This window comes from Peribacillus sp. P4_D6 (genome assembly GCF_056401795.1).
Genome location: NZ_JBFUIQ010000051.1, coordinates 1 through 26,367, shown reverse-complemented (window position 1 = coordinate 26,367; position 26,367 = coordinate 1). Strand labels below are relative to the sequence as shown.

Sequence of the window (26,367 nt, the reverse complement as noted above, 5' to 3'; positions counted from 1 at the left end):
GTACAAATTTGGACGTTGATTGGAACGTAGGGCACTCGCTTTCCACGGGCGGTCCGCCCTCGGCGCACTTGCGCCTGTGGGGTCTCCCTTGGACTCGCTATTCCCGCAGGAGTCTCTCACACCCGCTCCAATCAACTATTTTTAAAGCTTCAGACGGAACCCTTTTTGATACAAACTTAGCCGACAAAGGACATTTCTGTTAATTAATAAAAATATCATTAAGTAAATTGCGGCGCAATGAACTCGGATTTATATAGGAGAAGGATGCTTTGGGGCCCCAGAATTTCTCTATCAATAAAAAATACTTACCTTAATAATTGTTGCAGTAGAGTCGTCATCGTGATTTGATAACTTTATATTTAAATTGTTGCAGGCATGATCTCTGTTTAAGGTTATTAAGTCACCTTGCTCTAAAACAATTGTCTCTTTTTCAGCGATATTCATTCTACTCCTTCCTTTAAAACAATAGAAGGCGTCGGTTCTTTTCGGAGAATCCCGATTATCCAGCACTTCCGCATGGGTTCCATCATTCATATGAATCGTGCTGATGTCACCTTCACATCCTTCCGCTAACATCAAATTAAAGTCAGTGACCTTCCCAAAACTGCGGGTTGTCCAGCCTCCATCAAACCGATCCTGTTCAAATGGGCTTAAATGCACACTGGGCTTTCCTTGATGTTGCAGCGACATTTCACCATCAAGGATCATGATGATTCTCTGAATGCCTGGAAGGTGAGTAAATAAGGATTCGTCCACCTCGACTTCTGCTGTGCTTATCCGCCATTTGAAATCACGCTTCGAGTAATCAGCTTCTTCAGGATAAATGGCTAGTTGAGTTGTTTTACCACCTGACCAAAGACTGGTTATTTGTTCACTTTTCTTTATTATTTTTAGTGAAAATGACAATGATTTTCTCCCCTTTAATTATTACATTTTTTCAGTACAATTCAATTTAGGCCAGGGTGGATATCAATAACAGAGATTAATAACAGAGCTTAATTTTACTGACCTCTGATCATCGCAGCAGCATTCTTACTAAATCAGGCTGTGAAACGATACGATACATACATGTAGATGATGCGAAATTGATAGGGTTCCGGTGCATTAATAATGCATACAGAAAAACCATCGTGAATTACCTACTATATGGGCAATTTCGGAATAAAAAAATCAATACCGAGTGTTTTTGGCATTCCCAAAAACATTCGGTGACACTATATTTTAATCCATTTTTTGACCAAGTCGGGCTTTGCAGTAAAACCACTTTTTTGATGCCTTAATTAATAACAAATTATCATTTAAATAGATTAATACTTATAATGATGATTGGCATGGCAAATACATCAATAAGAAATGCACCGACTATCGGAACGATTAAATATGCTTTACTTGAAGGTCCATATTTCGCAGTGATTGTTGACATATTTGCCATAGCATTCGGTGTAGCCCCTATACCATGTCCGATGAATCCTCCAACCATAACTGCCGCATCGTAGTTTTTGCCAAGAAAGCGAAACATGATGAATATACTTAAAAGGATAATGAAAATTACTTGTATCACCACAATTAAAATAATTGGTAAAGCAAGGTCAGCAACTTCCCATAATTTTATACTCATTAATGCCATAGATAAGAAAATACCTAAAGTGATATCTCCAATAAAATTAATACTAGGCATTTCGATAATTTTTCCGTTTATTTTATCTAAAATATTCCGAACTATTACAGCCACTATCATTGCTCCAACATAGTTCGGTAAAACATAACCTGTCTTTGCCGAAAATAACTCTCCTAGATATGAACCTAAAGCCATACAAAATGTCAGTATTAACACTTGTTTCATAAATGAAGCTACATTTAATTCTATTTTGTCTTCCATTTCTTTCTTTTCTTGAATTTCAATATCCTCTTTACTTGGTGTTAATTTGTGTTTATTAATTAAATACTTTACAGTGGGACCTCCAACTAATCCACCAAACACTAATCCTAATGTAGCTGCTGCTATTCCAATTGCTTGGGCAGATTGAATGCCCAGCGATTCAATCGTACCGCCAAATGCTGTAGCTGCACCTATGCCGCCTTCCATGGAAATTGCTCCTGCCATCATGCCAATCAATGGATCAATCCCAAAAACGGGTGCTAAAGAAATTCCGATTAAATTTTGAGCAAATGCCAGAAACCCGCATAACAACCAATATATTAATAATAATTTACCGCCGACTTTCACTAATTGGAAACTGGCACCCAATCCAACGGACGTAAAAAATGTTAACATGAATAATCCCTGGAGTGTCGTATCCAATGAAATGGTTATGTTTAAAAAGGTTTTAAGACTTGTAGCGACGATTGCAAAAAGTAATCCCCCCACAACGGGTGCAGGGATACAAAAGTGTCTAAATAATTTGACATTCTTAACGATAATCCCGCCTAGTGCTAAAAGCAGTATCGCTAAAAAAATAGTGATCGTTTGATTAATCTCGATGTTCATATTGCTTATCTCCTCTCCACACACATGAATACTTCATTTATTAGGTTTGCAGCTAGTTTTACAGTCCGTTTATCACAATCTAATGATGGATTCACTTCACAGATATCAAATGAAATAGTTTTCGTATGTGAAGTAATCTTACGAATTAATTGTCTAACCATTTTTCCAGAAAGACCAAATGAGGAAGGGGCACTAACACCCGGTGCTTCAGAAGCGTTTATAACATCCATACAAAGTGTCAATATAATATAATCATGTTGATTTATAAAATTCAGAATTTTATTTTCGTTTTCTTCAGAATTTTCATCTACTAATTCTTCTTCCAATATCCAAGAGCAATCAAGTGTAGTTGCAGTGTCAAATAATTTTTTAGTATTTCCATAACGTTGAATGCCAATTGGCAAATAACTAGCTTGATGATCATTATCTAATATTTGTTTAAACATCGTTCCAGAAGAAGTTATTTCTTCATAAGAGCGTAAATCAAAATGAGCATCAATGTTAAGAATGCCTATTTTGGCATTGGGTCCAACACTCGACCTAATTCCTAGATAATGACCATAAAAGGTTTCATGTCCGCCCCCCAAAATAACAGGAAACATATTTTTAGATAATATTTTCTCTACGTGGCTTCCCAATTCAGCTTGAGCTGCTTCTAACTGTTGATTTTCACAAATGATATTTCCGAAATCAACTAGGCTATCTGCTGATTGGCCGTGCCAAGATAGAGATGATAAGGATTTACGTATTTCATTGGGAGCTTCTTTGCTTCCAAGTCTTCCTTTATTCCTGCGTACGCCTTCTTCACAAGAGAACCCTATTATTCCACATGTATTATTTGATGATGTTGTTTGATTATCTTTAACTATTTGATGAATTCTAAATTCATCTTTATCTATTAGACTATCTGTTCTGCCTTTCCATAAATCCATATTTGGTAACGCATACATTTATTTTTCCTCCCCATAAATAAAAATACTTCATATTTGCAATCGCCAATAAATTTCGGGATGTACTGTTATAAAAGCTCTGGTTCAATGGCTTGACCTTTTGTTTTCGTTAAATTTGGATAGGCCATTGACTTATCCTGCCTGATGCATTTTGCACATCCCCGCTTTCGCCGCACTGTAACTTCCAGTCCAGCTCTGTAGACCATTATGTTGTATATCTATGTTCCCTCCATTCTGCTTAATGGTTTTACTACAACTTTATTAAGCAAGTTTCATGCCATGTCCATTTCCATAAAAACAGTGGAAAATTCAGATATATTCAAAATAAAAAGTAGGCGAAAATTGCCGCTCGGCAATTTCCGCCTACTTTTCTTCCCGATATTTCTTCAACTTGTCCCGCAATGTCCTCTCCCCGATGCCAATTGTTTGCGCTGTCTTCCTTTGATGACCGTTAAATGCGGCAAGGTTATGAAGAATCACTCTTTTTTCGATTTCTTCAAGCGGTTCGCCGACATATACGGGGATTAGGGTATTGCCGAAAAATGGGCGCGAGCTTTTTTGGATGTCGGAAGGTAAATCGGCTTTCTGTATGTAAGAATCATTCGTAAGCGCTATTGCTCTTTCAATCACGTTCTGCAGTTCACGAATATTTCCTGGAAAGTCATATTGCTGTAAAAGCTGCAGCGCTTCATGGGAAATTCCTTCTACAGGTTTTCCCATTCGATCACCGATTTTTGCAATGAAAAATTCCAACAGCAAAGGAATATCCTCTTTTCGTTCACGTAAAGCCGGAAGGTGAATCGGAATCACATTTAATCTGTAATATAAATCTTCACGAAATCGATTCTCTTTTACTTCTTTAACCAAGTCTCTGTTTGTCGCTGCAATGATTCGGACATCGATGCTGACTTCTTCTATCCCGCCAACGGGCATTACCTTTCTCTCTTGTAGAACGCGCAAAATTTTCCCCTGCAGTGCCAAATCCATCTCACCGATTTCGTCAAGAAAGATTGTACCTCCTTCCGCCAAAACAAAAAGTCCATATTTTCGCTGTGTCGCCCCTGTAAATGCGCCTTTTTCATATCCAAATAATTCTGATTCCAACAGGTGAGTCGGAATGGCGGCACAATTAATAGCCTGAAACTTTTTGTTTCTGCGCTTGCTTTGATTATGGATGGTTCTGGCGACGACTTCTTTACCGGTTCCACTTTCCCCTTCTATGAGAATGTTGGAATCGATATCCTTCACTTTTTCGATGAGGGAGAATATTTTGCGCATGGCCAAGCTTTCACCGATGAGGCCGTTCACACCTGCCACCTTATCCAATTCTTCACTCAGCCATTTCACTTTGGACTGAAGGGTGTACACTTCTTCTGCTTTTTGCATCAGCACTTCCAATTCATCAATATGAAGCGGCTTTGTCGCATATGAAAACGCCCCCTTACGCATTGCTTCCACGGAAGAAGGAATGGTTCCGTAGGCCGTCATCATAATGACAACAGTCGAGGGGGAGAGGCGTTTGATTTCTTCTAACACTTCCATCCCATTATATCCCCCGATTTTTAAATCCAGCAAAACGATGGCGATTTCTGCCCTTTCGAAAAGCGGAAGCGCTTCACGTGGGTCTGTAAACGAATAAACGTGATACTGGTCTTCCAATGCAAACGTAAGTGACTGACATATGGTTGGCTCATCATCAATAATCATGATATCGTGCATCCTTTTCACMCTTTCTGTATTAATGCTGTAAACAAATGGTCACTACTGTTCCCTTTCCTACTTCACTTCTTGTCTCGATAATGCCATCGTTTTCTTTGACAAGCTGATACGTAATAGAAAGCCCTAGCCCGACCCCGTTGGGTTTCCTGGTGTAAAACGGTTCAAAGATCTTATCAATGTCTTCTTCCGAAATCCCAATTCCTTCATCCTCGATTTCAACGACAGTGAACACATCCCGATAGTATGCCCGAAAAATAAGTGTTCCCCCTGTATTGGACGCCTGTATGGCATTGAGAATGACGTTCACCAGTACTTGTTTGATCTGCTGTGTATCTGCAGTTGCCTGAATGTCTCCAGCGAACTCTCGAACAATGCTCAGGTTTTTTTCTTTGATTTTCGGCTTTAGCAATAGCTCAATCCCTTCCATGGCCTCATTCAGCGAAAATGTGACAGGCTCTGATTTTTTAGGGCGGGCATAATCGAGCAAATCGTTAATCAATGTATTAAGTCGGGTAATTTCACTAGTGACCTGTTCGGAAAAGAACGTTCGGAAATCTGCGCTTGCAAATTTTTTCGGCAGCAATTGCGTATAGGTAAGGATGGATGTTAACGGATTTCTTATTTCATGAGCGATACCCGCCACGAGTTGACCCAATGAACGCAATCGGTCATCCTGAGCCACTTTTCTCTCCAGTTGTTTTTGTTCCGTACTATCGAAAAAATTCAACACCGCACCTACACTTTCTCCCCCAATAGTCTGAATTGGATACATGCTGTAAGTTATATGCCTTTTTTTGCCCGCATAATGAGACCATACCGTTTCCTTTTGCAAGAAAACTCTCTTTTTCTCTAATGCAGCCTTAATCTCCTTTTCCGGGATGAAACGGGCAGTTGGCAGATCCTGAAAACGTTTTCCAACAACATTACCGTCCACACCCAAATATTCCATGGCCCTAACATTAATCATCGATACAAGACCTTGCTGATTCAGTGTAATAAGCGAACTGTAGGCACTGTTTAATACTTGCTGCTGAAAGTTGATGTTTTCCTCAAGAAGCAACATCTTCTCTTCCAAGTCTTTATTCACGTGCTCAATTTGCTCGGTTCGCTTAGCCACTTCTCGTTTAAGGCTGAGATTCCACCATAAGATGAGAGAAATCACAATGAAGGTAAGAATAAGACCAATTTCCAAATACAACAGCGTTTTACGGAGCCGTTGAGTATTTGGCAGGATATATTCGCCGAACCACTTTTTCTCTATCTTTTCATACGTTCCATCTTTCTTGATTTGAGAAATGGCCTGATTGAATAGTGTCAGCAACTCTTTGTTTTTCGGCATAACGGCTACAGCATAATTTGTGGTGTCAAGTGGCTCACCGACAATCTTAATGAGTGATTGCTGCTCATTTTTCTGTAGAAAATATTGACCCGTAATCCGATTTCCAATGAAAGCATCCACTTTACCGTCGATAAGCGACTGAACGGCTTCTTGTTGATTATTAGTTTCCACCAATTGCAAACGATCGACTTTACTTAATAGACCGCTTGCAACATCTCCTTTTTGTACAGCTACTTTCCGGCCTTTAAGATCTTCGATTTTTCGGATATACATATTATCTTTCAACACAAAAATTCCTTGTGAACTTGTGAAATACGGAGCTGAAAAATCATAAAACTCTTCACGTTCTTGATTGTACTTCATGCCTTGAATCGCATCCACTTTTCCAGAGCGCATAGCTTGTACTGCCTCGTTCCATGGCATGGGATAGTATTCGAACCTAATGCCAGTCTCGATAGAAATGGCGTTCATTATATCCACATTAAAACCGGTATAAACACCCGAATCGCTCAAGTATTCAAAAGGTGGAAAGTTATTATCCCCTGCAACCCGTATCACTTTTTGGGCTTCCGAATGGGCTGCTGAAGGAAAGAAGCAGCAAAAAAAGAAAAGGTAGACGGTTATTACGGCACAGATAGTATGTAAATTTCGCATCGTCTCACCCCTTTTTTCTATACATGCAGTTTTGTATCATAAATGTGTATATATACAATGTACAAAGACTCTATTATGATAACTTTTTAAAGGATATAAGAAAAGCTAATCTGCATTTCATAACACCATACATGGCAGATAGTCGAATTACAATATATTTTGAATGGAAAATGGATTATATATAAAAAAGGCATGCTCCCTTTTTCGGGAATCATGCCTTTATGCAATGTTGTAGCAGCCTAGGCTTTTCTAGCAACATTCTCACTTAAATGATAGGTTTGACTGTGTATAGTATACTTTTTGATTTTTTCCATGCTTGGTTCATAGCCGATTCCAGGCAATTCTGGAACACTGATCATTCCGTTTTCCACTGTAACTTCGGGGTCAGTGATATCTTCTGCCCAATAGAGGGAGGAAGCTGCGGTATCACCGGGAAGAGTGAAGTTCGGCAGTGAAGTGATTGCAATATTATGAGCTCTTCCAATGCCTGATTCCAGCATACCTCCACACCATAGCGGAATGCCATGTTCTAAGCATAAATCATGGATTTTCTTAGATTCAGTCAAACCTCCGACACGGCCAATCTTGATATTAATAATTTTACAGCTGCCCAATTTAATAGCTTTCCTGGCATCCTCTAATGAGTGTATGCTTTCATCCAGGCAAATAGGTGTTTTTAACCTTGACTGTAAATCTGCATGGTCAATGATATCATTATAAGCAAGCGGCTGCTCAATCATCATTAAATTAAAATCATCCAAGGCGGATAACCGGTCTATATCTTTTAAGGTATAAGCTGAATTTGCATCGGCCATGAGCGGGATTTCAGGATATACTTTTCGTACCTTGTCTATTAATTCAACATCCCAGCCCGGTTTGATTTTTAGTTTAAAACGTTTATAGCCTTCACCGAGACGAGCTTCAATTATATCCAGGGTCGAATCGATCGAATCCTTTATTCCAATGCTTACCCCCACTTCAATTTTCTTTTTTGTTCCACCTAAGACATTTGAAAGAGAAGCACCTTGCTTTTTAGCATACAAATCCCAAACGGCACCCTCTAAAGCTGCTTTTGCCATATAATTTCCGCGAATATGGGTGAAATATTTTTCGGAAATTTCATCAGGATGCTTGATTTCATTTTTTAGGATTATTGGAATTAGATAGTCTTCTAGTATATGCCAGTTTGTTTTTAAGGTCTCTTCATTATACAGGGGGTCGAGCATCGCAACCGATTCAGCCCAACCGGAAATGCCATCATCGCTTATGGCTTCGACAAGGATAAAATCCCTATCGTATTCCGTCCCAAAGCTAGTTGTAAAAGGTTCAAGCAAGTCTAGCTTAAGATGCCTTAGAATAACTTGTTTAATTTTCACTTAGAAATTCTCCTTCTGTGATAAAACTGTTAATGGACACAGTCTTACAAATTTTTTATTAATAGGCTTACACAGCCTGAAATTACTAAACATTATATATACCCTTCTAGTTCATTTCCTTGATAGCATATAAAACTGAACGGGAATTTCCGTCATGGAATTCTTCATAAAACCTGTTACCTGCCATCCTTGCTGAAATAATCCGGTAAATATGTCCCTGGTTTTCATCCGCCACTCATTGGCCGCTTGAATATTTGTGACTCTTATTGTTCGGAAGTCCTTTGGAAGGGCAACAAAAGCTGTTTCACATTCTTGTTCAGGCAGCGGGCGAGTGAACGATGGAACTGGCAATCCCTTTTCAATGGCATCCCATTGAATAAGCGAGTTTTCCATCACAAAGTCCAGCGGCATTCCCCCTCCGCTAGAATCCGTTGTCTCTTTTTTATCAATATGCCATTCGACAAGAAAGCGGTCAGAAGGAATTCCGCTGTTTAAAAGATCTTCCATTTCACCATAGCAGTTTGCGATATATGTGGAGCATACCCCGCCGAGCTTGGCTATATTTAAATACCCATTAACACTTTCCAAAGGATCGTATGTCCAGGTAATAAGGGAATAGCCGAGCTTTAGCGCTTCCTCACGTTGTGCTAACTYTAACTTCTCGCCTATACCTTTGTTGCGAAATTGCTCATCAATTCCTAGTATATGTGAACAAAGATAGGCTGATTGCCCATTGAATCCCGGAAAACTGTATTGAAATCCAATCAGCTTTCCTTCCCAATAAGCTCCTATAACCAAACCGCCATTTTTCACGGCTGTTAAGGTTTGGTGTGCGGGGATTGAGTCGGTTTCTCCCCAAATGCTGGACTCTAGCTTCCTTACGTCCTCTAGCTCTTCAATTCGATGAAGAGAACGAATTACAATTTCCTGTGATTTCGTCATGGTCAACCTCCTATGAAAAGCACAAGCACCTTGATCGGCCCAACATAAGATGGACAAGTAAGTTCCACTGCTGACGGCTTATCTTGCAAGGCGCTGGAGCTATCTTTTAAATACTTTATGTTTACGAAATACTCTCTTATTTGTTATTCCGATTTACTGAAATCAGCCTCTTGCAATGGAGTCATTTTTGTTCTCTTTACGATTTTATAACCTAGAAAAGCCAGGAAAAATAAAGGAAGCCCGATATAGGAAATTAAAATTCCATACCAATCAATATCARGACCGAAAAATGCAGAGTAATTTTGTCCCAGGATTGCCGTAACACATAAAAGTGTGGCTAATATCGGACCGAATGGATACCATTTTGATACATAAGGCAAATCTTTCAAATCTCTACCTTGTGCAATATATGCCTTCCGGAAACGATAATGTGTAATCGAAATTCCTAACCAGGATAAAAAACCGGATAATCCTGCAGCATTCAATAACCAAGTATAAATCGTGCCTTCACCGAAAAGAGAGGTCAGGAAAGCTGCCATCCCAACGATGGTAGAAAAGTACACGGCGTTCACTGGAATGCCGCCTGAATTCACTTTTTTTAGAAACGAAGGGGCTTTGCCTTCTTTCGCCAGCACCCAAAGCACGCGAGAAGCTCCGTACATGGCCGAATTGCCTGCAGAAAGAACGGAAGTAAGAATGACCACATTCATAACGGAGGCAGCGATGGCAAGCCCAGCGTTTTGAAAAACTAGAGTGAAGGGACTTACCGCAATATCTTCAATATCCGAGCTTAACAAACGCGGATCATTATAGCTTATTAAAAATCCAATCACAATTATCGCCAATACATAAAACAAGAGCAGTCTCCAGAAGATTTGCTTAATGGCCTTTGGTATATTTTTTCTCGGGTTTTCACTCTCGCCAGCCGCAATTCCTACTAACTCGGTACCTTGAAAGGCAAATCCTACCACCATAAAGACACTTATAATAGATAAAAAGCCTCCTTTAAACGGTGCCTCCCCTTTGGTGATATTTTCAAAACCTACGGCATCCCCTCCCATGATTCCTACAATCATTAATAAACCTACTGCAATAAAAATGATAATCGTCAAAACCTTTATAATGGCAAACCAGAATTCTGATTCACCATATCCTTTTACCGATAAAATATTCAGTCCAAATATGATTGCAAGAAATATTGCGCTCCAAATGATGCCCGGAACAGAAGGAAGCCAATACTTCATTATCAGGGAGGAAGCTGCTAATTCCAGTGCGACTACGATTGCATTGTTATACCAATAGTTCCATCCGATCGCAAATCCCAATGCAGGATCGACAAACCTTGATGTATAGGTACTAAAAGAGCCTGTAATAGGAATAAGGGCAGCCATTTCGGCTAAGCTTGTCATCAGAAAGTAAACCATGATCCCGGCAATAATATAGGCAGCCACAGCTCCTCCAGGACCCGCAGTATGAATAATGGAACCGCTTGCTAAAAATAGCCCCGTTCCAATGGTGCCGCCGATTGCAATCATCGAAAGATGCCTTGGTTTGAGTTTTCGCTCCAGTTGTTTTTCATCAGCAGCTGTATGGCCCCCGGTTTGTGATGTTTGTGCGGTATTTTCCATAAAACACCCCTTCGTTAATTTTTTATGTGAAAAATTTTACTCTTCTGCCGCCATCATGACTGTGTTAATTAAAATTTTCGTTCCATAAATAAGTGCTTGTAAATTAAACTTCATATCCGGATGGTGCAGACCAGGCGTTAGATCGCAGCCTAACCCTATCATGGTTGCAGTTATTTCAGGATTTTCGGCTGTATAAAAATGAAAATCCTCTCCTCCTTGAGAAACACAGACTGAAACGACATTTTCCATCCCAAGGATATCTGCAATTGCGGCCTCAGCCAGCTTTATCGCCTTTTCATTCAAGGTCGCAGCTGGGACAAATTCTTCCGCAGACCAGGAGATCGATGTTTCAGTTTGTTCCATTGTCTGTTCAAAAGCTTCCTTTGTTAAGCGATTTAGTTCATTCATTACATCATTTGACTGTGCTCTGGCATCAATAGCAAAGACAGCTGTTTCCGGGATAACGTTTGATGCTTTATTGTTTGTTTCAAATTGAGTCATTTTGATGGAATAAGGAATTTCGGTTTCCAGATTAATCTGCTGTAATTTTTGGACAAGCAAAGCTGCTGCTTCGATTACATTTATTCCATCTTTCGGACGGGATGCATGAGCCTGAAGGCCTTTGATTGTACCCCTTATTGTTTCGGCTGAGCCATGGACAATGACGGGGGAAGCCTTCATATAAGGAACCTCCGTACTTGGTCTTACATGTACCCCGAATAAATATGTAACATTCTCCAACGCGCCATCATTGATCATTTGAAGAGCGCCTTCCCCTTTTTCTTCTGCAGGCTGAAATATAAATCGGAGAGTGTGTTTAGGCCGGATTCCGCTGGAGGCTAGGGCCAATGCTGTATATAAAACCATTGTGCTATGTGCGTCATGTCCACATGAATGATTGGCCTTAACAACTCCATCTACTTCCTGAACAAGTGCATCCATATCAGCCCTTAATGCCACAACCTTTTTTGAAATGCCTGGAATCTCGGCAATGATTCCATAATGGCTCTGAAATATTTTTACGGTGATGCCCGCTTCCCTAAGACATTTTAAAATATAGCAAGACGTTCTTTCTTCCTGCCAGCTTGGCTCAGCCAAAGAATGCAAGTCATGGTAGGACTTCAACAATGTTTCTTGATGCTGATCAATATATTGAATCGGGTCCATAATGATGCCTCTCCTCCTTTACATGAATTTAAACTTTATTAAAAACTCATTCATTAAACACCTCATAACTTGAATATAGCCTTTCTAATTTTTGCTGATGGGTATATATCCGTTTTGCGTCTTTTTGATGGATGCCTGCAATGACCAAGTCCAACAAGCTAATAACGGAAGCGATTGAATTGGTTCCGGTTTCTGCGTTTTCTTCAGTTGTCAGAGAAATATCAGAGATGCGGCCAACAGGTGACAGAAGGCGGTCTGTAACTGAAATTAAACAAACTCCTTGTTCTTTGGCACACTCAGCAACTTTTAATGTTTCGTTCGCATATCTGGGAAAGGAAAAAACAACTAATGCAGACTTATTTGTGAGATTACAAAACTTTTCATAGAAGTCTCCTGTAGGTGAACATAAACTTACATTTTCCCTTAATGAACTTAGCGTATAGGAGAACCAATAGGCGGCAGCATGGGAAACCCGATGTCCTGCAATCAATATTTGGTCAGCCTRGATCAGAACATCGACTGCTTTCCATATATCCTGAACGTTCGTATGATCTAATAGATGTCTTAAAATATGAACTTCGTTTTCTATCACTTTTGTAAAGGGATCTTGCTTGTCATCAATGTGGAGAATGGAATCAGTATTCGATAAGTCTATTTGATTTTGGTGCAGCAGCTGTTTTTGAATCCTCGACTGCATTTTACTAAACCCTTCAAATCCCAAGGAATAGGAAAACCGAATGACCGTTGTTTCACTAACCTCCGCTTCCCGACCAATTTGAAATGCCGTTTTAAAGGCGGCTTCATCCAAATTTTCAATCAGATAAGCGGCAACTTTTTTTTGACCTGCCGATAGATGGTCAAATTTTTCTTTTACTAATAATTTAAATGGAAGATGTTCCACCATATCACTCCTTTCTGATGAATTAAATACTTCTTTTAAAAATTATGACGAAGGAAATACTTCTTTGTTTTATACACTATCACAATTTAATTAGAAAAAGAAGAAGTTTTTGATTTTTTCGACAACTATTAACTTCGAACTTCCCTACAGTTTTTTATAAAATAATATTCCAGTTGATTTCTGAAATCCGCTCCTTTTACGCCGACTGTCAGCCGAGCCTCCTTGACGCAAGCGCCTGTGGAGTCTAGGCTAAACAGTATTTTGGCAGGAGTGCCGCAACTTTCTTCCATCCATTAAGAATTATAGTAAAAAAACTTGAAGGATTATCTAGTTAAAAATAATTCGGGATGAGACTAGCCTGGAGTTTTTTCTTAATGGACGTTCCCGGTGATTTCTGAAATCCGCCCCCTTTCCGCCAACTGTCTGCCAAGCCGCATCAAAGCAAGCGCCTGTGGGGTCTAGGCTAGACAGTATTTCGGCAGGAGTGTCGCAAATTTATTCAATCCAATGAGGATTACTCTGAAAAACTTAAAGTATAAACTAGTCTAAAACTTGGTTCCGAATAGAGCACCCTACAGTTTTTTCTTTTAAAACACAAAGTTGATTGGAGCGGGTGTTCGAGACTCCTGCTCGAAAAGCGTGGCATGGGAGACCCGGCAGGCGCGCCGAGGAGGCTCCCGCCCACCCGCGGAAAGCGAGTGCCTGAAGCGGAAATCAAATCCACCACCTATTACATTTATTGGTTGGGGGTGTGACCATTTCCGAACCACTTTTTTAGACAAAAGGGTCTCATCTGAATTTTTATACAAGTTGATTGGAACGGAAGCCGAGGAGGCTCCCCTGACCGCCCGCGGAAAGCGAGTACCTGGAGTGGAAATCAAATCCACCACCCAATTACATTTATTGGTTGGGGGTGTGACCATTCCCGAACCACTTTTTTAGACAAAAGGGTTTCATCTGAATTTTTTATACAAGTTGATTGGAGCGGGTGTGCGAGACTCCTCCGGAACAAACATGTCTAGAGGAGAACCCCGCAGGCGGAAGCCGAGTTAGGCTCCCCAGACTGCCCGCGGAAAGYGAGTGCCTGGCGTGGAAATCAAGTCCTCCACCAAATTACACTTCTTGGTTCGGGTCTCTAATTACTTTATTTGTAAAATCAATAACTTCATTGACACTAAGATATATGTTAGAATATTCTGTAGTTTCAACTTATTCAAGGGGGGCATTTTAATGGGGGAACCATCTAAAGGAAACGAGCTATTACAAGTTATTACAGAGGGGAAACAACCTCCGAATTGTGATCTAACGTTACAGATTGAAGCAAATTATGCCCAGGATGGAATTGCGAGAGGTGTATGGAAAGTAGATGAAAAGTTTATTAACGGAATTGGTGTAGCAATGGGTGGATTTGTCACTTCTGCAGCAGATATTATGATGGCTTATGCGATATCATCTAAATTAAGCATCGGACAATCCTTCGCATCCATTGATTTACATACTACCTTTCATCGACCAGTAAGATTAGGAGACGTACAAGTTGAAGCAAAAGTAGACCGAATCGGAAAAAAAACAGCTTATGTACTTGCAGATTTATTTCAAAATGATAAAAAAGTGGCTAGCGTTGTGTCATCAGTTATGATCCTTTAAACCATAAAAAAAGCATGTTGCACAAAAAAACCCTCGTAACATGCTTCTTTCATTTAGACTATTCGATAAAATCAAGAGAGCACAAGATTCACCGCTTCGCCTAATCACCTCATGGTAAATCAATTTTATATTTTCTTTGGATAGACACCTCATCAAATAAGCCATCGCAGCACGGGGCTTTTGAGATCCATGGTGAATAGACCGTAATCAATGACGACCATTTCATCATTCTCGTTATATCCGACATTATCTAAACGCAAATCTATTGGGATAATACCGTGCCTCAGGAATTTTAATTCCAACTTGATCAGTTTTGTATATTCCTTGATTGCAAACGGCACTTTCGTGTCCACCTTCTTCATGATTATCCAGCCCGTCCCATACTCCTTAACTGGACATAAATACTTTTTGACTTCCTCATTACAGTTATTGTATATATAGGCTTCATTTGCATTGCTTATTAGTCCTACTTGTGACAATGCAATTTTTAAAATATAGCCATTATTTAAATCATAGACAACCCGGTTAAAACCATGCCCGATTATTTTATACTTGAACTTGAGCGTTTTTCTGGCGGTAGATACTAATTGTCCAGCGGTTATATATATTTGGAATATCCCTATTTGAGATATCCAGGACTCAATGGCTTTTATCTCTTGCATGGACAGCATTGCACTTTTATTTGGCTGATGTAACCTTTCCTTACCATTGTTAATTGGCCACAACATTCCCTAAACGTCTCCTTTTTTTAAAATTTGTTACTAGAGAGATGGGTTTCCAGTGAGCTGTTACAATAAATACTTAGAAGATACGATAATAAGTAAAAGATTGTGTTTTGAACATTTTCTGAAAACAAACCAATATTACACATTTATCATTCATAATAAAGGATCTAACCAGTTTCTTACGAATCTCTCTTCGTAACAAGATATGATATTTATGAAAAATGGCTTGTACAATTACTGAGAAATTAACATTCAACAAGAATGCCCTAGTATCCCAATGTGTCCAACTCTTCCCATCCGTTGATTCACCTTCTTGTACCTTAAGAAACAGCAGCTGAATTATAGTAAAGTCCGTTTTCCTTTAACAAAAGATATGAAAAGACAGATGACAAATAGTTTGCCATCTGTCCAGCTATACTTTACTAATTTTTTTAAAAGTGCGTATGAAGATCAACTTAAAACTAAACCATCCTCTTTATACTTCAATCCTAAAGCTGTGAGTTCACACAAGGGTTATGTTCGGCTTACAAAAGCGCATTTTTGATCACATACATTAATTTATCTCACTTATTCAAAAACTCTTCTAATTCTTCAGAAGTTGGATAAGAAGACTGTGTACCACGTTTAGTGACACTTAAAGCAGCATATGCTGTAGCCTTTTTTATAGCATGAAGTACTTCGCCATTTTTTACAAAGAAATGTGCAAAGCATCCTATAAATGCATCTCCAGCTCCAGTAGTATCATTCGCAGTTACTTTAGGTGAATCGACAGTTTGAGTTTTTTCATTTGTTACCCACATGACGCCCTTGCTTCCCATTGTCACAATGACATTTTTTACTCCTTTTTTAATTAACCCGGACGCTGCTTCTCTAATTTGGGCCTCAGAGGCCACAGGCATTCCTGTTAAAATCTCCAATTCGCTCTCATTCGGAATAAAAAAGTCACTTTTGCACACATAATCAAAATCAAGTTCTTTTGATGCCGGTGCAGGATTCAAAATGACCGGAATGCCATGTTCATAACCAAATTCAATTGCACGGTAAACGGTTGGAAGCGGGATTTCCAGCTGAAGGACAATTAACGAGGCTGTCTTAAGTTTATCAGTTGCTCGCTCCACGTCTGCCGGCTTCAGGTGTTGGTTTGCTCCCTTAATAATCAGGATGCGATTTTTTGATTCTTGATCGACAAAAATCGGTGCAACACCGCTTGATATGCCGCTGACTTTATTGGTAAACTCAGTATCTATTCCGTGGCTTTCGAGGTTTTGAATGGTGTTATCGGCAAAGAGATCATCGCCAACCTTTGTTACCAACATAACTTTTGAGCCCATTTTGGCAGCTGCCACTGCCTGATTTGCTCCTTTCCCCCCACATCCAATCTTAAAGTCAGGCGCCTCAAGTGTTTCTCCTTCTTTCGGCATCTTATCAATGTATGAGATCAAATCAACCATGTTAGATCCAATTACTGCTATATCCATTTCCTTTTCCCCCTTATTTCTTCCCGGTTATAATCGTGAAAGACCTCTCTTCTCCTACTCCGAGCTTAATCAATGTTCCAGCTTTTTCTGCAGCGTTGAAGCCTTCTGGACGGCATGTTGCAGGCAGCACGAATGATGCAACTTGCTGATTTGCATTATGTAATACCCACCTTGTGGCATAATTCAATTCTGCTGTTGAAAAACTTGTAAAGAAAGTAACTCCATCGGGAGAAGCCATTTCAAACTCAACTTCTTCCTGATATAAATTCAGCTCATCTCCAAAAAATACAATCTCTGGATCATACATTTCCGGATTGTTTAATACTGTGAGCGATTCTTCGCCATTTAGCAGCTTCTTATTATAAACCAACCATTTTTCTGTCGGCTTTACATGGCCTGGAATCGATTCTCTAAGCTTGAAAACACCGTCTGGAATGTTCTGCTTCATAACGGCATTTTCTAAATATGAATAGTTGGTGTGGCACATATACTGAAGTGGCATTTCTGCACCCGATAAATTTTTTACATTCATGCTCATTTTAATAAAACCTTTTTCTTTGAACATTTCAACACTCGGAGTGGCAAGATAATGGTGACCGAACCCTTTGACATACTCTGTCTGACCAATTACTTTTATACCAATATCCGTTACTTCAATCCAAGATCTATCCATCCCGGCACATGGCATTTCTCCATGCATTTCATGGTCATCATTCGATCCCGGACAGCCATTGCTGATTAATCCAGAATGAAAGGCAAAACATCCATATGTATCTACGATCCTCTCAACCTTTTTAGGTTGAGAGAACATGCTCTTCATTTTAAGATCTACACCGTCAAATTCCAAATCCCAAATCATCTGACCCATATATGGGAGGACAACCATTCTTCCTCGTGAATTTGTTAGCTCAATCGCTTCAATACCTGATGGATAGCGGAATAAGCTTACACCGAATTCATTGTTGGTAAAAAAGACTGTTTTGTTCTCCTTAAAATAGTCCCGTTGCAGTTCAATTGTTCCCATCATGCTTTCCATCCCTTCCCTAGTTATATCCAAAAAGGACAGCAAAGTTTAACTGTCCTGGTCAGATGACAATTTTCTAAATTAGACTGATTCCACTGGCTTTTCTGAAGGCTGGACCGATGCACTTTGCTTTTTCATTTCACCGAAGAAATAGTAACCGACGTAGATAAAGCATGCCATCGATACAAGAAATGCTAATTGCATGGAACCGAAGAAATCAGATACAAACCCTTGAACTGCAGGGATGACCGCTCCGCCTACAATAGCCATGACAAGGATTGCTCCTGCCGTTTCTGTATATTTCTTCTCTTTTATAACTTCAAGTGTTTCAGCATAAATCGTCGCCCAGCATGGTCCAAACAGCATGCTGACAGCAACTGYAGCGTACACTGCCGTCATGTTTGGAACAAAAGCCACATACGCAAGAAGAGCTGAACCAATGATGGAGTAGCTAACCAATACCTTAGATGGAGAAAAGCGGGTCATCAAGAAATTGGCTATGAACTTACCTACAAAGAAAGCACTAAAGCTATATACCATAAAGGTTGAAGCTGTACGCTCGTTGATGTCAGGAATTAAATCGAGCGCAAGCCGAATGGTAAATGACCAAACCGTTACTTGCATACCGACGTATAAAAATTGTGCAGCAATTCCGTTCCGGAAGCGTTTGTTTCCACCTAAGTATTTCAGTGTTTCTATGATTCCAGGTGTTTTCCCTGTAACTTTGCTGCTATTCACCTCCGGCTTACAGGACGGGAACTTAGTGAAAATAAACAGTACAAGTATACCGATAAGGACAAAAATCATATATCTGTAGGGTTCTAGGGTATTTTCAAGCATTTTCAATCCAAAAGCCTGTGCCTCCACAGGAGACATAGTCGCCAATTGCGCCTCAAGACTTGCTCCTTTCTGGAAAACAAGGTATTTCCCAAGTAAAATTCCTGAAATCGCACCAATTGGATAAAATGTTTGGCTAATATTCAATCGAAGAATCGCATACTTGCGCGGGCCAATCATGGAACTATATGTATTTGCAGCTGTCTCAAGAAAACCTAAGCCAATTGCGATGGAAAAAATAGCAAATAAAAACATTGTATAGGTAGCCATATGCGAAGCTGGGTAAAACAATGAGCATCCCACAATATAGAAAAGCAAGCCTGTAATTATGGCAAACTTATAATTAGTTTTCTTTATTACCAATGAAGCAGGTATAGCTATCAGAAAATATCCTCCATAAAAAGCACTCTGTACTAAAGCACTCGCAAAATCACTTAACTCAAACACATGTTTGAACTGTGCAATCAAAATATCGTTCAAACTGGCAGCTACCGCCCATAAAGGAAAAAGCAAAGACAACAGGATAAACTGAAAAAAAGGTGTACGATTCAAATAACCATCTGGCAGCTGAATTATGTTTTGTTTTTTCATTATCTAACATCCCCTTGTGTCTATAGTTTTTTAAAGCGCTTATGCAATTCTTAATCAGAATCAGTATCCATCCAATACTGCTTCACCTTTCATAATCCTCACGCCCGAGCTTGCACCGACACGAGTAGCGCCAGCCTCAGCCATCGACTTCAAATCTTTTAAATCACGAATTCCCCCGGATGCCTTTACACCAGCCTTATCCTTAACAATCTTATGCATTAATGTAACATCCTCTACCGTTGCTCCCCCTGTTGAGAATCCAGTAGATGTTTTCACAAAATCGGCGCCTGCACGAAGTGAAATTTCGCAAGCAAGAACCTTCTCTTCTTCAGTAAGCAGTGATGTTTCGATGATCACTTTGACAAGTGCCCTTGTTTTAACAGAATCAACCACTGCACAAATGTCAGCTTCAACCTCCTCATATTCGCCTGATTTCAATAAACCAATCGCTATGACCATATCCACTTCTTCGGCGCCATTTTGAATAGCATTCTCTGATTCAATCACTTTTACTGCAGTCGTTGACGCTCCTAGAGGAAAACCAATGACTGTACATACCTTCACATCGCTTCCTTTTAGCTTCTCTGCTGCCGTTTTCACCTAGACTGGGTTTACACAAACGGAAGCAAAGCCATATTCTCTAGCTTCTTCACAAAGATTCACTATCTGTTCTTTTGTTGCCTCAGCCTTTAAAAAGGTATGGTCAATCATTTTTGCAGTACTCATTTTAATCTCTCCTCTTTCTCTAGTTAAAATAAAACGCTTTCAATATATAAAAAGGTATCGGGCGACCAGATGGGTTAAACTCCTAGTCCCCTTTTCATATAATCAGAATGTATGATCCACTGACCGGCAAGAATCCCTGATTTTAAGCTCTGGAGACAATAGATACTCCCGCTTCGGAAGCTCTCCTTTGAAACAAATCCGCTCATGCAAAAGCATAAAGGCAATCTCTCCTATAGCATTCATTGGCCTTGCAACTACACTAAGTTTCGGGCTCAAAAATGTCGCTATATCCACATCATCAAAACCTATAAATGACACCTCGCGGCCAAGCCTCCAGTTTAAATCGGCCAGCGCTTTCATACAGCCGATAGTCATCATATTGTTGGAAGAAAAAATAGCAGTTGGCCTATCATCAAGCTCAAACAGCTTTTCAGTACACTGATAGCCACTTTGCTCTCCGAAATCTCCATTAATGACATATCGTTCATCCAATTCAATGTTGTAGTCATCTAGGGCATGTTTATAACCCAAGAACCGTTCTAGCCCAGGGGTCGTGTTCTGTGGACCGCATATAATCGCTATCTTTTCATGCCCCTGAAGAATCAATTGCTGGACAGCCTGATAGGCCCCCTTCTTGTTATCAACAAGAACAGTATCCACTTCAAATTTTTTGATGCTTCGATCAACTGCTACTACAGGAATTTCCTGTTCTTCAAGCAGTTTTAGGTGCTCACCATCTTCATTGGCCGTAGTGATAATCACACCATCCACACCTCGCTCAATAAAATTTCTCACAATCTCTTCCTCGATTTTTGGGGATTCATTTGTACTGCTTAAAATAGTAAAGTATTCTTTTTCACGAGCTTTTTGTTCAATCCCTGCCATAACAAGCGGAAAGAACGGGTTCATAATATCAGGTACAATGACCCCGATTGTATTCGTTTCTTTTCGCTTCATTGTCCTTGCTGCAGCACTGCGAATATAGCCCAGTTCCTCAATGGCCTTTAGAATACGCTCTTCCGTTACTTTCCGAACGCCTCCTTGGTTATTAATGACCCGGGATACAGTTGCAATAGAAACGTTTGCAAGGTTTGCAACATCCTGAATATTTGGCTTTGACTCCATCTTTTAACACCTCAAAATGTAAACGTTTAGATTTTTTTAAAAAAATGTGTATAAAACAAGTAAAAATCAAAAAATTAATTACATTTAAAATGTAAACGTTTAGATTATTCTTGAAATTAGATTACCAGGTTGTTTGTGTAATAGCAAGTTTTTTTGTATGCGGTTACATGGAATTTTAGTCACTTGGATGATTTACTTTCACGTCTTTTTTACCTTTTCTAGGTTACTTCCTTTTTCCGCTTAGCCCCTTAACTTTCATTCTTTTTTTATTGTTATAATGGGCTAAGTTAATCCGTACAAGATGGACCTTTGGGCACTCCCCTTTCCTTCTTTTGCAAAAAAAAATGGTATATTATTCTTTGACATCAATGGTTTAAGACAAGGAGTGATGAAGTATTCGTAAAAGTTGGATCATTTCAGCAATGGTTGGATTATTGCTTATTTGTTTAAGTGTGATTGCCTTAAATTATTTCAAGAGCGATAAAACTGAAAAAGGGGAAAATGCGGAAGCCAAGGAATCCAAAATTCCTGAGGTTGATGAATATGGCGGGATCCATCTTGAAAAAGTCGGGGATAGGGTTCGCCAAAAAAATTGGGGAACCTTCAGATTACTAGAAACGAAGTCTATTAATGAGGCTTTTGAATTGGCACCGATGGTCATCACAGTCAAGGATATCCACAGGATTCAATTATCTTCACTCACAGATGAAGCAAAAGAGGAACTCAAGTCCTATACGGGATTGAGTTTTGAAGAGGCCTATTCGATATATTATAAAGAGAATTTATCCATGGAGGAAATCGATCAACGGGCGGCGTTGTCTAAAACGGATATCGATGAAGAGGTTTCTTATCTAGAGATAACTTATTCTGTTGAAAATAAAGATTCGAAGGAACTTCAGTTCTTCAGCATGGAAAATGTTACTTTCAATGATGATCTTACATATGATGTGCCTTCTAAAAATTTCATCCATTCCGGGGATACTTTTATGGGGACAAAAAAAGTAAGTCGATCAGATTACCAACCAGGAGAATTGAGAAAAGGCACAATTGGTTTATTGGTTGATCCAGAGGCAAAATTAGATCGGCTCGATTCCTTTTCATTCACTACCGATGATATAGAGGATGGTGAGTCTCATGAATTATTGGTGGATGGGACTTCATTTGAAATTCCCCTAAAAGGAAAGTAGATTTATCGTCTATAAACCCTAAATAAGGGGAAACTCGAATAAAGGTTTCCCTTATTTAGGGTTTCATCTGAGCTCCCTTACGATAACTGATATGCTTATCTCCCCCCGGCAGTAGGGCTCTGTGCTTCCTCCATTAATATTCTGCGCAATATTTTCCCGACAGCTGATTTTGGCAATTGCTCCCTGAACTCAAAACTTCGCGGCACTTTATATCTGGCAAGTCGCTGCACGCAAAACTCCCTGATTTCCTGCTCCGTAACTGACTTGCCTTTCTTTAAAACTATGGCCGCTTTTACCGTTTCCCCACGGTATGAATCCGGTACTCCATATACACATGTCTCTTTCACGGCTGGATGCTGATAAATAATATCTTCTACTTCGATTGGATATACATTATAACCGCTTGCAATGATCATATCTTTCTTCCTGCCTACGATATAGAAATATCCCTCTTCATCCATCGTCGCGATATCCCCAGTGTAAAGCCATCCATCCCGCAAAGCTGTTGCGGTTTCCTCTGGATTTTCCCAATATCCCTTCATTACTTGCGGACCTTTAATGATCAGTTCGCCTCTTTCTCCTGCTTGCAATTCATCAACGCCTGTTTTCAAATCGACGATTTTAGCATCGGTATTTGGATATGGAATTCCGATACTTCCTTGTTTTTGCTGTCCTATGACTGGATTACGGTGTGTAGTGGGGGAAGTTTCCGACATCCCGAATCCTTCTAATATTGTAATCCGTAATTTTTTTTCGAACTGTTGAATGATTTCTATCGGGAGCGGCGCAGAACCACAGCTGCAGTACTTAAAGCAGCATAAATCGTCCGCCGTCAAATCCGGGTGATTCAATAAAGCAATATACATGGTCGGGACACCAGGAAAAATGGTTGGCCGATGTGTTCGAATCAAATCTACCACCTTATCTATTTCAAATTTCTCTAATGTGATATAAATTGATCCGGCATATATGGCACTATTCAATCGTCCATTACCAAAGACATGGAATAATGGGGTCAATCCAAGCATCCGTTCGCCAGGACTTTGGAGTTGAAGGGCATGAGCCGTGAAAGCAAAATCTTGAAATACATTCGAGATCAAATTAAAATGCGTGAGCATGACCCCTTTTGATTTCCCTGTAGTTCCCCCTGTATATTGAAGAACAGCCACAGCTTCCTTTGGGTCGATGTCAAGAACAGGAAGTTCCTTATCTTTCCTTGATAAATCCGTTCCAGTTTCCATTAATTGCTCGGCAGATATGAACGTTAACTTTTCAGAAAAACTTGTTAGCGCTAATATTTCCCGTTGTACCTCCCGCCCAATGAACCAATTGGCTCCGGAATCCCGTAATATATAGTCCAATTCACTCGACTTATACAGTGGGTTCACTTGAACGACCATACCTCCCAAACGATGGGTGGCATAATAGGCAATGATATATTCTAGACAATTTGGCAGCATGATTGCTATACGATCGTCTTTTTGAAATCCACGGTTGTCTAAATTCACAGCAAAACGATCTGCGGCATCCTTTAATTCCATATATGTCATTTCCCGATCCCCATCTATTACGGCCTTGCAGGTTGGGTAAAGTCGGGCTGAACGTTCAAGGAGTCCATATAAGGACAATACTGGAATGTCAATTTCTGCTGGGGTATCTTTCGGATAAAATCGATGCCAAGTTCTAGTCAATTTTTTCACACCTCATTTTTTACTATTAAAATGGAGCATAGTCACCTGTCAGCCAATTTGATCATCCTTGCCTCATTTATCGCGAATGATTTTAAAAATCCCTGTCCCCTTAGCAATGATGTTGCCTTCAGCATCTTTTATTTCTCCTTCAGTAAAGGCAATTTTGTATCCTTTTTGCAGGATTTTTGCTTCCGCAAAGAGTTCCCCGCTTGATATGCTAGCTAAATAATGTACTGTTAAACTTGTCGTCACGACTTTAGATTTGGTAACGGAACGAGTCACCATTCCTAGGATGGTATCCAGCATGGTGGCATGAATGCCCCCGTGCAGTGTTCCATTGACATTAAGTAAATGTTCTTCAATGTTTAGCTTTATCGTTACATTTCCTTCTTCAAACCGAATGATTTCAAACCCAATATGCGAAAAGAATGCACTACTTTCGAATTGATTCCGAATATCCTCCACTTCAACAGGCAATCTTCCTCCCCCTCACTTTTGCGCGATTCAAATTATATACGGAAAGGAGCAGAAACGTATGGGGTTTCCGCTCCTTTATCGTTAGACTATATCGTTTCAATCATGATCGCCATTCCCTGGCCGCCGCCTACACAAAGTGTAGCAACTCCATATTTTTCTTTCCTGCGAATCAGTTCATGTATTAGCGTTGTCACGATCCTTGCGCCCGTCGATCCGACTGGGTGCCCAAGTGCAATGGCGCCTCCGTTTACATTCACCTTGTTTTCATCTAGCGATAAATCCCTGATTACTGCCAATGCTTGTGAAGCGAACGCTTCATTTAATTCGAAAAGCCCAATTTCTTCAACTTTTTTCCCGGTGCGCTCCATAAGTTTTCCAACGGCTGGTACTGGACCAATTCCCATCACTTCAGGAGAAACTCCGGCAGTCGCCCAATCGACGATCTTTGCGATCGGCTGTACTTGCAACCGTTCCGCTTCACTGGCTTTCATTAATACCAATGCGGTCGCCCCGTCATTACGACCACAAGCATTACCGGCAGTGACGGTTCCGTTTTCCCTGAATGCCGGTTTTAAGCTTGCAAGCTTTTCCATTGTGGTGTCAGGGCGTGGATATTCATCCGTTTCAATGATAACCGTACTCTTCCTGTCAGAGACCTGGACAGGAACGATTTCATCTTTGAATCTTCCTTCTTCCATAGCTTGCGCCGCTTTTCGTTGACTTTCCACTGAAAAGGCATCTTGTTCTTCCCTGGAAATGTTGTATCGCTGTGCGACATTTTCAGCGGTGATTCCCATCCCTAAACTTTTTCCATAAATTTCTTGAGGCTGCTGCCCAGCTTCAGTATTAGAATCAACTAGTTGGGTCCTGTCTCCCCCGAAACGGGCACTTCTTAAATAAAGCGGTGCCCGGCTCATGCTTTCCGTACCCCCGGCAACGACTATATTTGCTTGACCTGAGCTTATCTGCTGTGCTGCTGAGGTGATGGCTTGCATTCCAGATGCACATAACCGGTTTACCGTAAAAGCCGGTGCAGAATCGGGAATCCCTGATCGCAATGCTGCCACCCTCGCGACATTCGAGGATTCGGTCGTTTGCCTAACCTCCCCGAAAATGACTTCATCCACTTGTTCCGCTGCAATATTTGCCCGCTTGATCGCTTCTTTAATGGCAATGCTAGCCAAATGACCGGAACTAATCTCTTTAAATGCTCCACCGTACCTACCAATTGGTGTTCGAACAGCACTCACGATCACGATATCTTCTCCCATTTCGTTCCTCCCCCTTGAAATTCCGGATACTTGGGCAAAAGACTACCTGCCCGAATAAAACAGTAAACATTCAGCACTCTTCCAAGACATTTCTTGCAATGATTAAACGTTGGATTTCATTCGTTCCTTCATAGATTTTCGTTATTCGGGCATCCCGATAAAAACGTTCTACTGGATATTCAGCCATATATCCCATCCCGCCATGAATTTGTACCGCTTTATCCGCCACCCGATTAAAAACGTCAGAAGCGAACAGTTTGGCCATTGAAGCTTCCTTGATCACTTTTTTTCCTTCATCAATCTTTTGTGCCGCCATCATCGTCAATGCTCTTGCGGCTTCCGTTTCGGTTGCCATATCAGCAAGCATCCATTGAATCGCTTGGTTGTCAGCGATCGGTTTACCGAATTGGATGCGCTCTTTGGC

At 40.3% G+C, this 26,367-nt stretch carries 21 protein-coding genes and 1 pseudogene; 2 read left to right on the top strand and 20 right to left on the bottom strand.

Translation table 11 applies throughout. The features are described from left to right. Positions 1-291: 291 nt before the first annotated feature. The 10 genes from AC1DVB_RS15775 to AC1DVB_RS15730 form a co-directional block, all read right to left on the bottom strand. Positions 292-906 carry a HutD/Ves family protein gene (locus AC1DVB_RS15775; RefSeq protein ID WP_477589945.1) on the bottom strand — a complete coding sequence of 205 codons (615 nt, stop codon included), beginning with the start codon at positions 904-906 and terminating at the stop codon, positions 292-294. Between the two features lie 388 nt (positions 907-1,294). Next, positions 1,295-2,488, bottom strand: coding sequence for a sodium/glutamate symporter (gene gltS, locus AC1DVB_RS15770; protein ID WP_034312856.1), 1,194 nt, complete (start codon positions 2,486-2,488; stop codon positions 1,295-1,297). A 5-nt stretch (positions 2,489-2,493) separates the two neighbouring features. Then, on the bottom strand, positions 2,494-3,438 hold the full coding sequence (gene hutG / locus AC1DVB_RS15765; protein WP_328119680.1) for a formimidoylglutamase: 945 nt from the start codon (positions 3,436-3,438) through the stop codon (positions 2,494-2,496). 363 nt (positions 3,439-3,801) lie between these two features. Next, positions 3,802-5,145: a sigma-54-dependent transcriptional regulator gene (locus AC1DVB_RS15760; RefSeq protein WP_477589943.1), complete on the bottom strand. Its 1,344-nt coding sequence runs from the start codon at positions 5,143-5,145 to the stop codon at positions 3,802-3,804. Between the two features lie 31 nt (positions 5,146-5,176). Next, positions 5,177-7,150, bottom strand: a complete 1,974-nt coding sequence (locus tag AC1DVB_RS15755) for a transporter substrate-binding domain-containing protein (RefSeq protein ID WP_328118485.1) — start codon at positions 7,148-7,150, stop codon at positions 5,177-5,179. Between the two features lie 239 nt (positions 7,151-7,389). Continuing rightward, a complete protein-coding gene (gene menC, locus AC1DVB_RS15750) occupies positions 7,390-8,526 on the bottom strand; it encodes an o-succinylbenzoate synthase (protein WP_477589940.1) in 1,137 nt (378 codons plus the stop codon). Between the two features lie 111 nt (positions 8,527-8,637). Beyond that, positions 8,638-9,468, bottom strand: coding sequence for a GNAT family N-acetyltransferase (locus AC1DVB_RS15745; protein ID WP_477589938.1), 831 nt, complete (start codon positions 9,466-9,468; stop codon positions 8,638-8,640). Positions 9,469-9,611: 143 nt separating this feature from the next. Further along, the gene (locus AC1DVB_RS15740) at positions 9,612-11,096 is read right to left on the bottom strand and encodes an amino acid permease (RefSeq protein ID WP_477589936.1); all 1,485 of its coding nucleotides are present in this window, start codon (positions 11,094-11,096) and stop codon (positions 9,612-9,614) included. A 36-nt stretch (positions 11,097-11,132) separates the two neighbouring features. Beyond that, a complete protein-coding gene (locus AC1DVB_RS15735) occupies positions 11,133-12,263 on the bottom strand; it encodes an amidohydrolase (RefSeq protein ID WP_057277182.1) in 1,131 nt (376 codons plus the stop codon). Between the two features lie 46 nt (positions 12,264-12,309). Next, positions 12,310-13,167, bottom strand: coding sequence for a MurR/RpiR family transcriptional regulator (locus tag AC1DVB_RS15730; RefSeq protein ID WP_477589933.1), 858 nt, complete (start codon positions 13,165-13,167; stop codon positions 12,310-12,312). A gap of 1,227 nt (positions 13,168-14,394) precedes the next feature. Between AC1DVB_RS15730 and AC1DVB_RS15725 the strand changes: the two genes are divergently transcribed. After that, positions 14,395-14,811 (top strand): PaaI family thioesterase, encoded by a 417-nt coding sequence (locus AC1DVB_RS15725; protein ID WP_034312878.1) that lies wholly within the window; start codon positions 14,395-14,397, stop codon positions 14,809-14,811. A gap of 152 nt (positions 14,812-14,963) precedes the next feature. Here AC1DVB_RS15725 and AC1DVB_RS15720 read toward each other — a convergent pair whose 3' ends face one another. The 6 genes and pseudogenes from AC1DVB_RS15720 to AC1DVB_RS15695 all read right to left on the bottom strand — a co-directional run bounded on the left by AC1DVB_RS15720 (position 14,964) and on the right by AC1DVB_RS15695 (position 21,317). Further along, positions 14,964-15,539, bottom strand: a complete 576-nt coding sequence (locus tag AC1DVB_RS15720) for a hypothetical protein (RefSeq protein ID WP_057277185.1) — start codon at positions 15,537-15,539, stop codon at positions 14,964-14,966. Positions 15,540-16,099: 560 nt separating this feature from the next. After that, the gene (gene rbsK / locus AC1DVB_RS15715) at positions 16,100-17,014 is read right to left on the bottom strand and encodes a ribokinase (RefSeq protein ID WP_328118490.1); all 915 of its coding nucleotides are present in this window, start codon (positions 17,012-17,014) and stop codon (positions 16,100-16,102) included. Between the two features lie 13 nt (positions 17,015-17,027). Next, positions 17,028-18,041, bottom strand: coding sequence for an aldose 1-epimerase family protein (locus AC1DVB_RS15710; RefSeq protein ID WP_328118491.1), 1,014 nt, complete (start codon positions 18,039-18,041; stop codon positions 17,028-17,030). 78 nt (positions 18,042-18,119) lie between these two features. Beyond that, entirely contained in the window at positions 18,120-19,466 is a 1,347-nt protein-coding gene (gene fucP, locus AC1DVB_RS15705) for an L-fucose:H+ symporter permease (protein WP_477589931.1), read from the bottom strand. A 60-nt stretch (positions 19,467-19,526) separates the two neighbouring features. Beyond that, a pseudogene (gene deoC, locus AC1DVB_RS15700) lies at positions 19,527-20,198 on the bottom strand (deoxyribose-phosphate aldolase). Positions 20,199-20,294: 96 nt separating this feature from the next. Continuing rightward, on the bottom strand, positions 20,295-21,317 hold the full coding sequence (locus AC1DVB_RS15695) for a LacI family DNA-binding transcriptional regulator (protein ID WP_323603719.1): 1,023 nt from the start codon (positions 21,315-21,317) through the stop codon (positions 20,295-20,297). A gap of 422 nt (positions 21,318-21,739) precedes the next feature. Here AC1DVB_RS15695 and AC1DVB_RS15690 point away from each other — a divergent pair, with 422 nt between their 5' ends. Then, on the top strand, positions 21,740-22,504 hold the full coding sequence (locus AC1DVB_RS15690; protein WP_057277186.1) for a hypothetical protein: 765 nt from the start codon (positions 21,740-21,742) through the stop codon (positions 22,502-22,504). Positions 22,505-22,599: 95 nt separating this feature from the next. Here the strand turns inward: AC1DVB_RS15690 and AC1DVB_RS15685 are convergent, their stop codons facing one another. The 4 genes from AC1DVB_RS15685 to AC1DVB_RS15670 form a co-directional block, all read right to left on the bottom strand. Beyond that, complete coding sequence (locus AC1DVB_RS15685; RefSeq protein WP_328118495.1) at positions 22,600-24,204, bottom strand: long-chain-fatty-acid--CoA ligase; 1,605 nt, start codon at positions 24,202-24,204, stop codon at positions 22,600-22,602. Between the two features lie 63 nt (positions 24,205-24,267). After that, positions 24,268-24,672 (bottom strand): PaaI family thioesterase, encoded by a 405-nt coding sequence (locus AC1DVB_RS15680; RefSeq protein WP_377332972.1) that lies wholly within the window; start codon positions 24,670-24,672, stop codon positions 24,268-24,270. An 86-nt stretch (positions 24,673-24,758) separates the two neighbouring features. Continuing rightward, a complete protein-coding gene (locus AC1DVB_RS15675; protein ID WP_328118496.1) occupies positions 24,759-25,943 on the bottom strand; it encodes a thiolase family protein in 1,185 nt (394 codons plus the stop codon). Positions 25,944-26,013: 70 nt separating this feature from the next. Further along, a partial coding sequence (locus tag AC1DVB_RS15670; protein WP_477589927.1) for an acyl-CoA dehydrogenase family protein occupies positions 26,014-26,367 on the bottom strand: 354 nt, incomplete at its 5' end.

What these genes read in the sequence shown, in the direction of transcription:
- AC1DVB_RS15735 (WP_057277182.1), bottom strand. Translation starts at nt 12,263, where the DNA reads ATGGACCCGATTCAATATATTGATCAGCATCAAGAAACATTGTTGAAG.
- AC1DVB_RS15690 (WP_057277186.1), top strand. Translation starts at nt 21,740, where the DNA reads ATGGTTGGATTATTGCTTATTTGTTTAAGTGTGATTGCCTTAAATTAT.
- AC1DVB_RS15710 (WP_328118491.1), bottom strand. Translation starts at nt 18,041, where the DNA reads ATGATGGGAACAATTGAACTGCAACGGGACTATTTTAAGGAGAACAAA.
- AC1DVB_RS15755 (WP_328118485.1), bottom strand. Translation starts at nt 7,150, where the DNA reads ATGCGAAATTTACATACTATCTGTGCCGTAATAACCGTCTACCTTTTC.
- hutG (WP_328119680.1), bottom strand. Translation starts at nt 3,438, where the DNA reads ATGTATGCGTTACCAAATATGGATTTATGGAAAGGCAGAACAGATAGT.
- gltS (WP_034312856.1), bottom strand. Translation starts at nt 2,488, where the DNA reads ATGAACATCGAGATTAATCAAACGATCACTATTTTTTTAGCGATACTG.
- rbsK (WP_328118490.1), bottom strand. Translation starts at nt 17,014, where the DNA reads ATGGATATAGCAGTAATTGGATCTAACATGGTTGATTTGATCTCATAC.
- AC1DVB_RS15675 (WP_328118496.1), bottom strand. Translation starts at nt 25,943, where the DNA reads ATGGGAGAAGATATCGTGATCGTGAGTGCTGTTCGAACACCAATTGGT.
- AC1DVB_RS15725 (WP_034312878.1), top strand. Translation starts at nt 14,395, where the DNA reads ATGGGGGAACCATCTAAAGGAAACGAGCTATTACAAGTTATTACAGAG.
- AC1DVB_RS15695 (WP_323603719.1), bottom strand. Translation starts at nt 21,317, where the DNA reads ATGGAGTCAAAGCCAAATATTCAGGATGTTGCAAACCTTGCAAACGTT.
- AC1DVB_RS15720 (WP_057277185.1), bottom strand. Translation starts at nt 15,539, where the DNA reads ATGTTGTGGCCAATTAACAATGGTAAGGAAAGGTTACATCAGCCAAAT.
- AC1DVB_RS15760 (WP_477589943.1), bottom strand. Translation starts at nt 5,145, where the DNA reads ATGATTATTGATGATGAGCCAACCATATGTCAGTCACTTACGTTTGCA.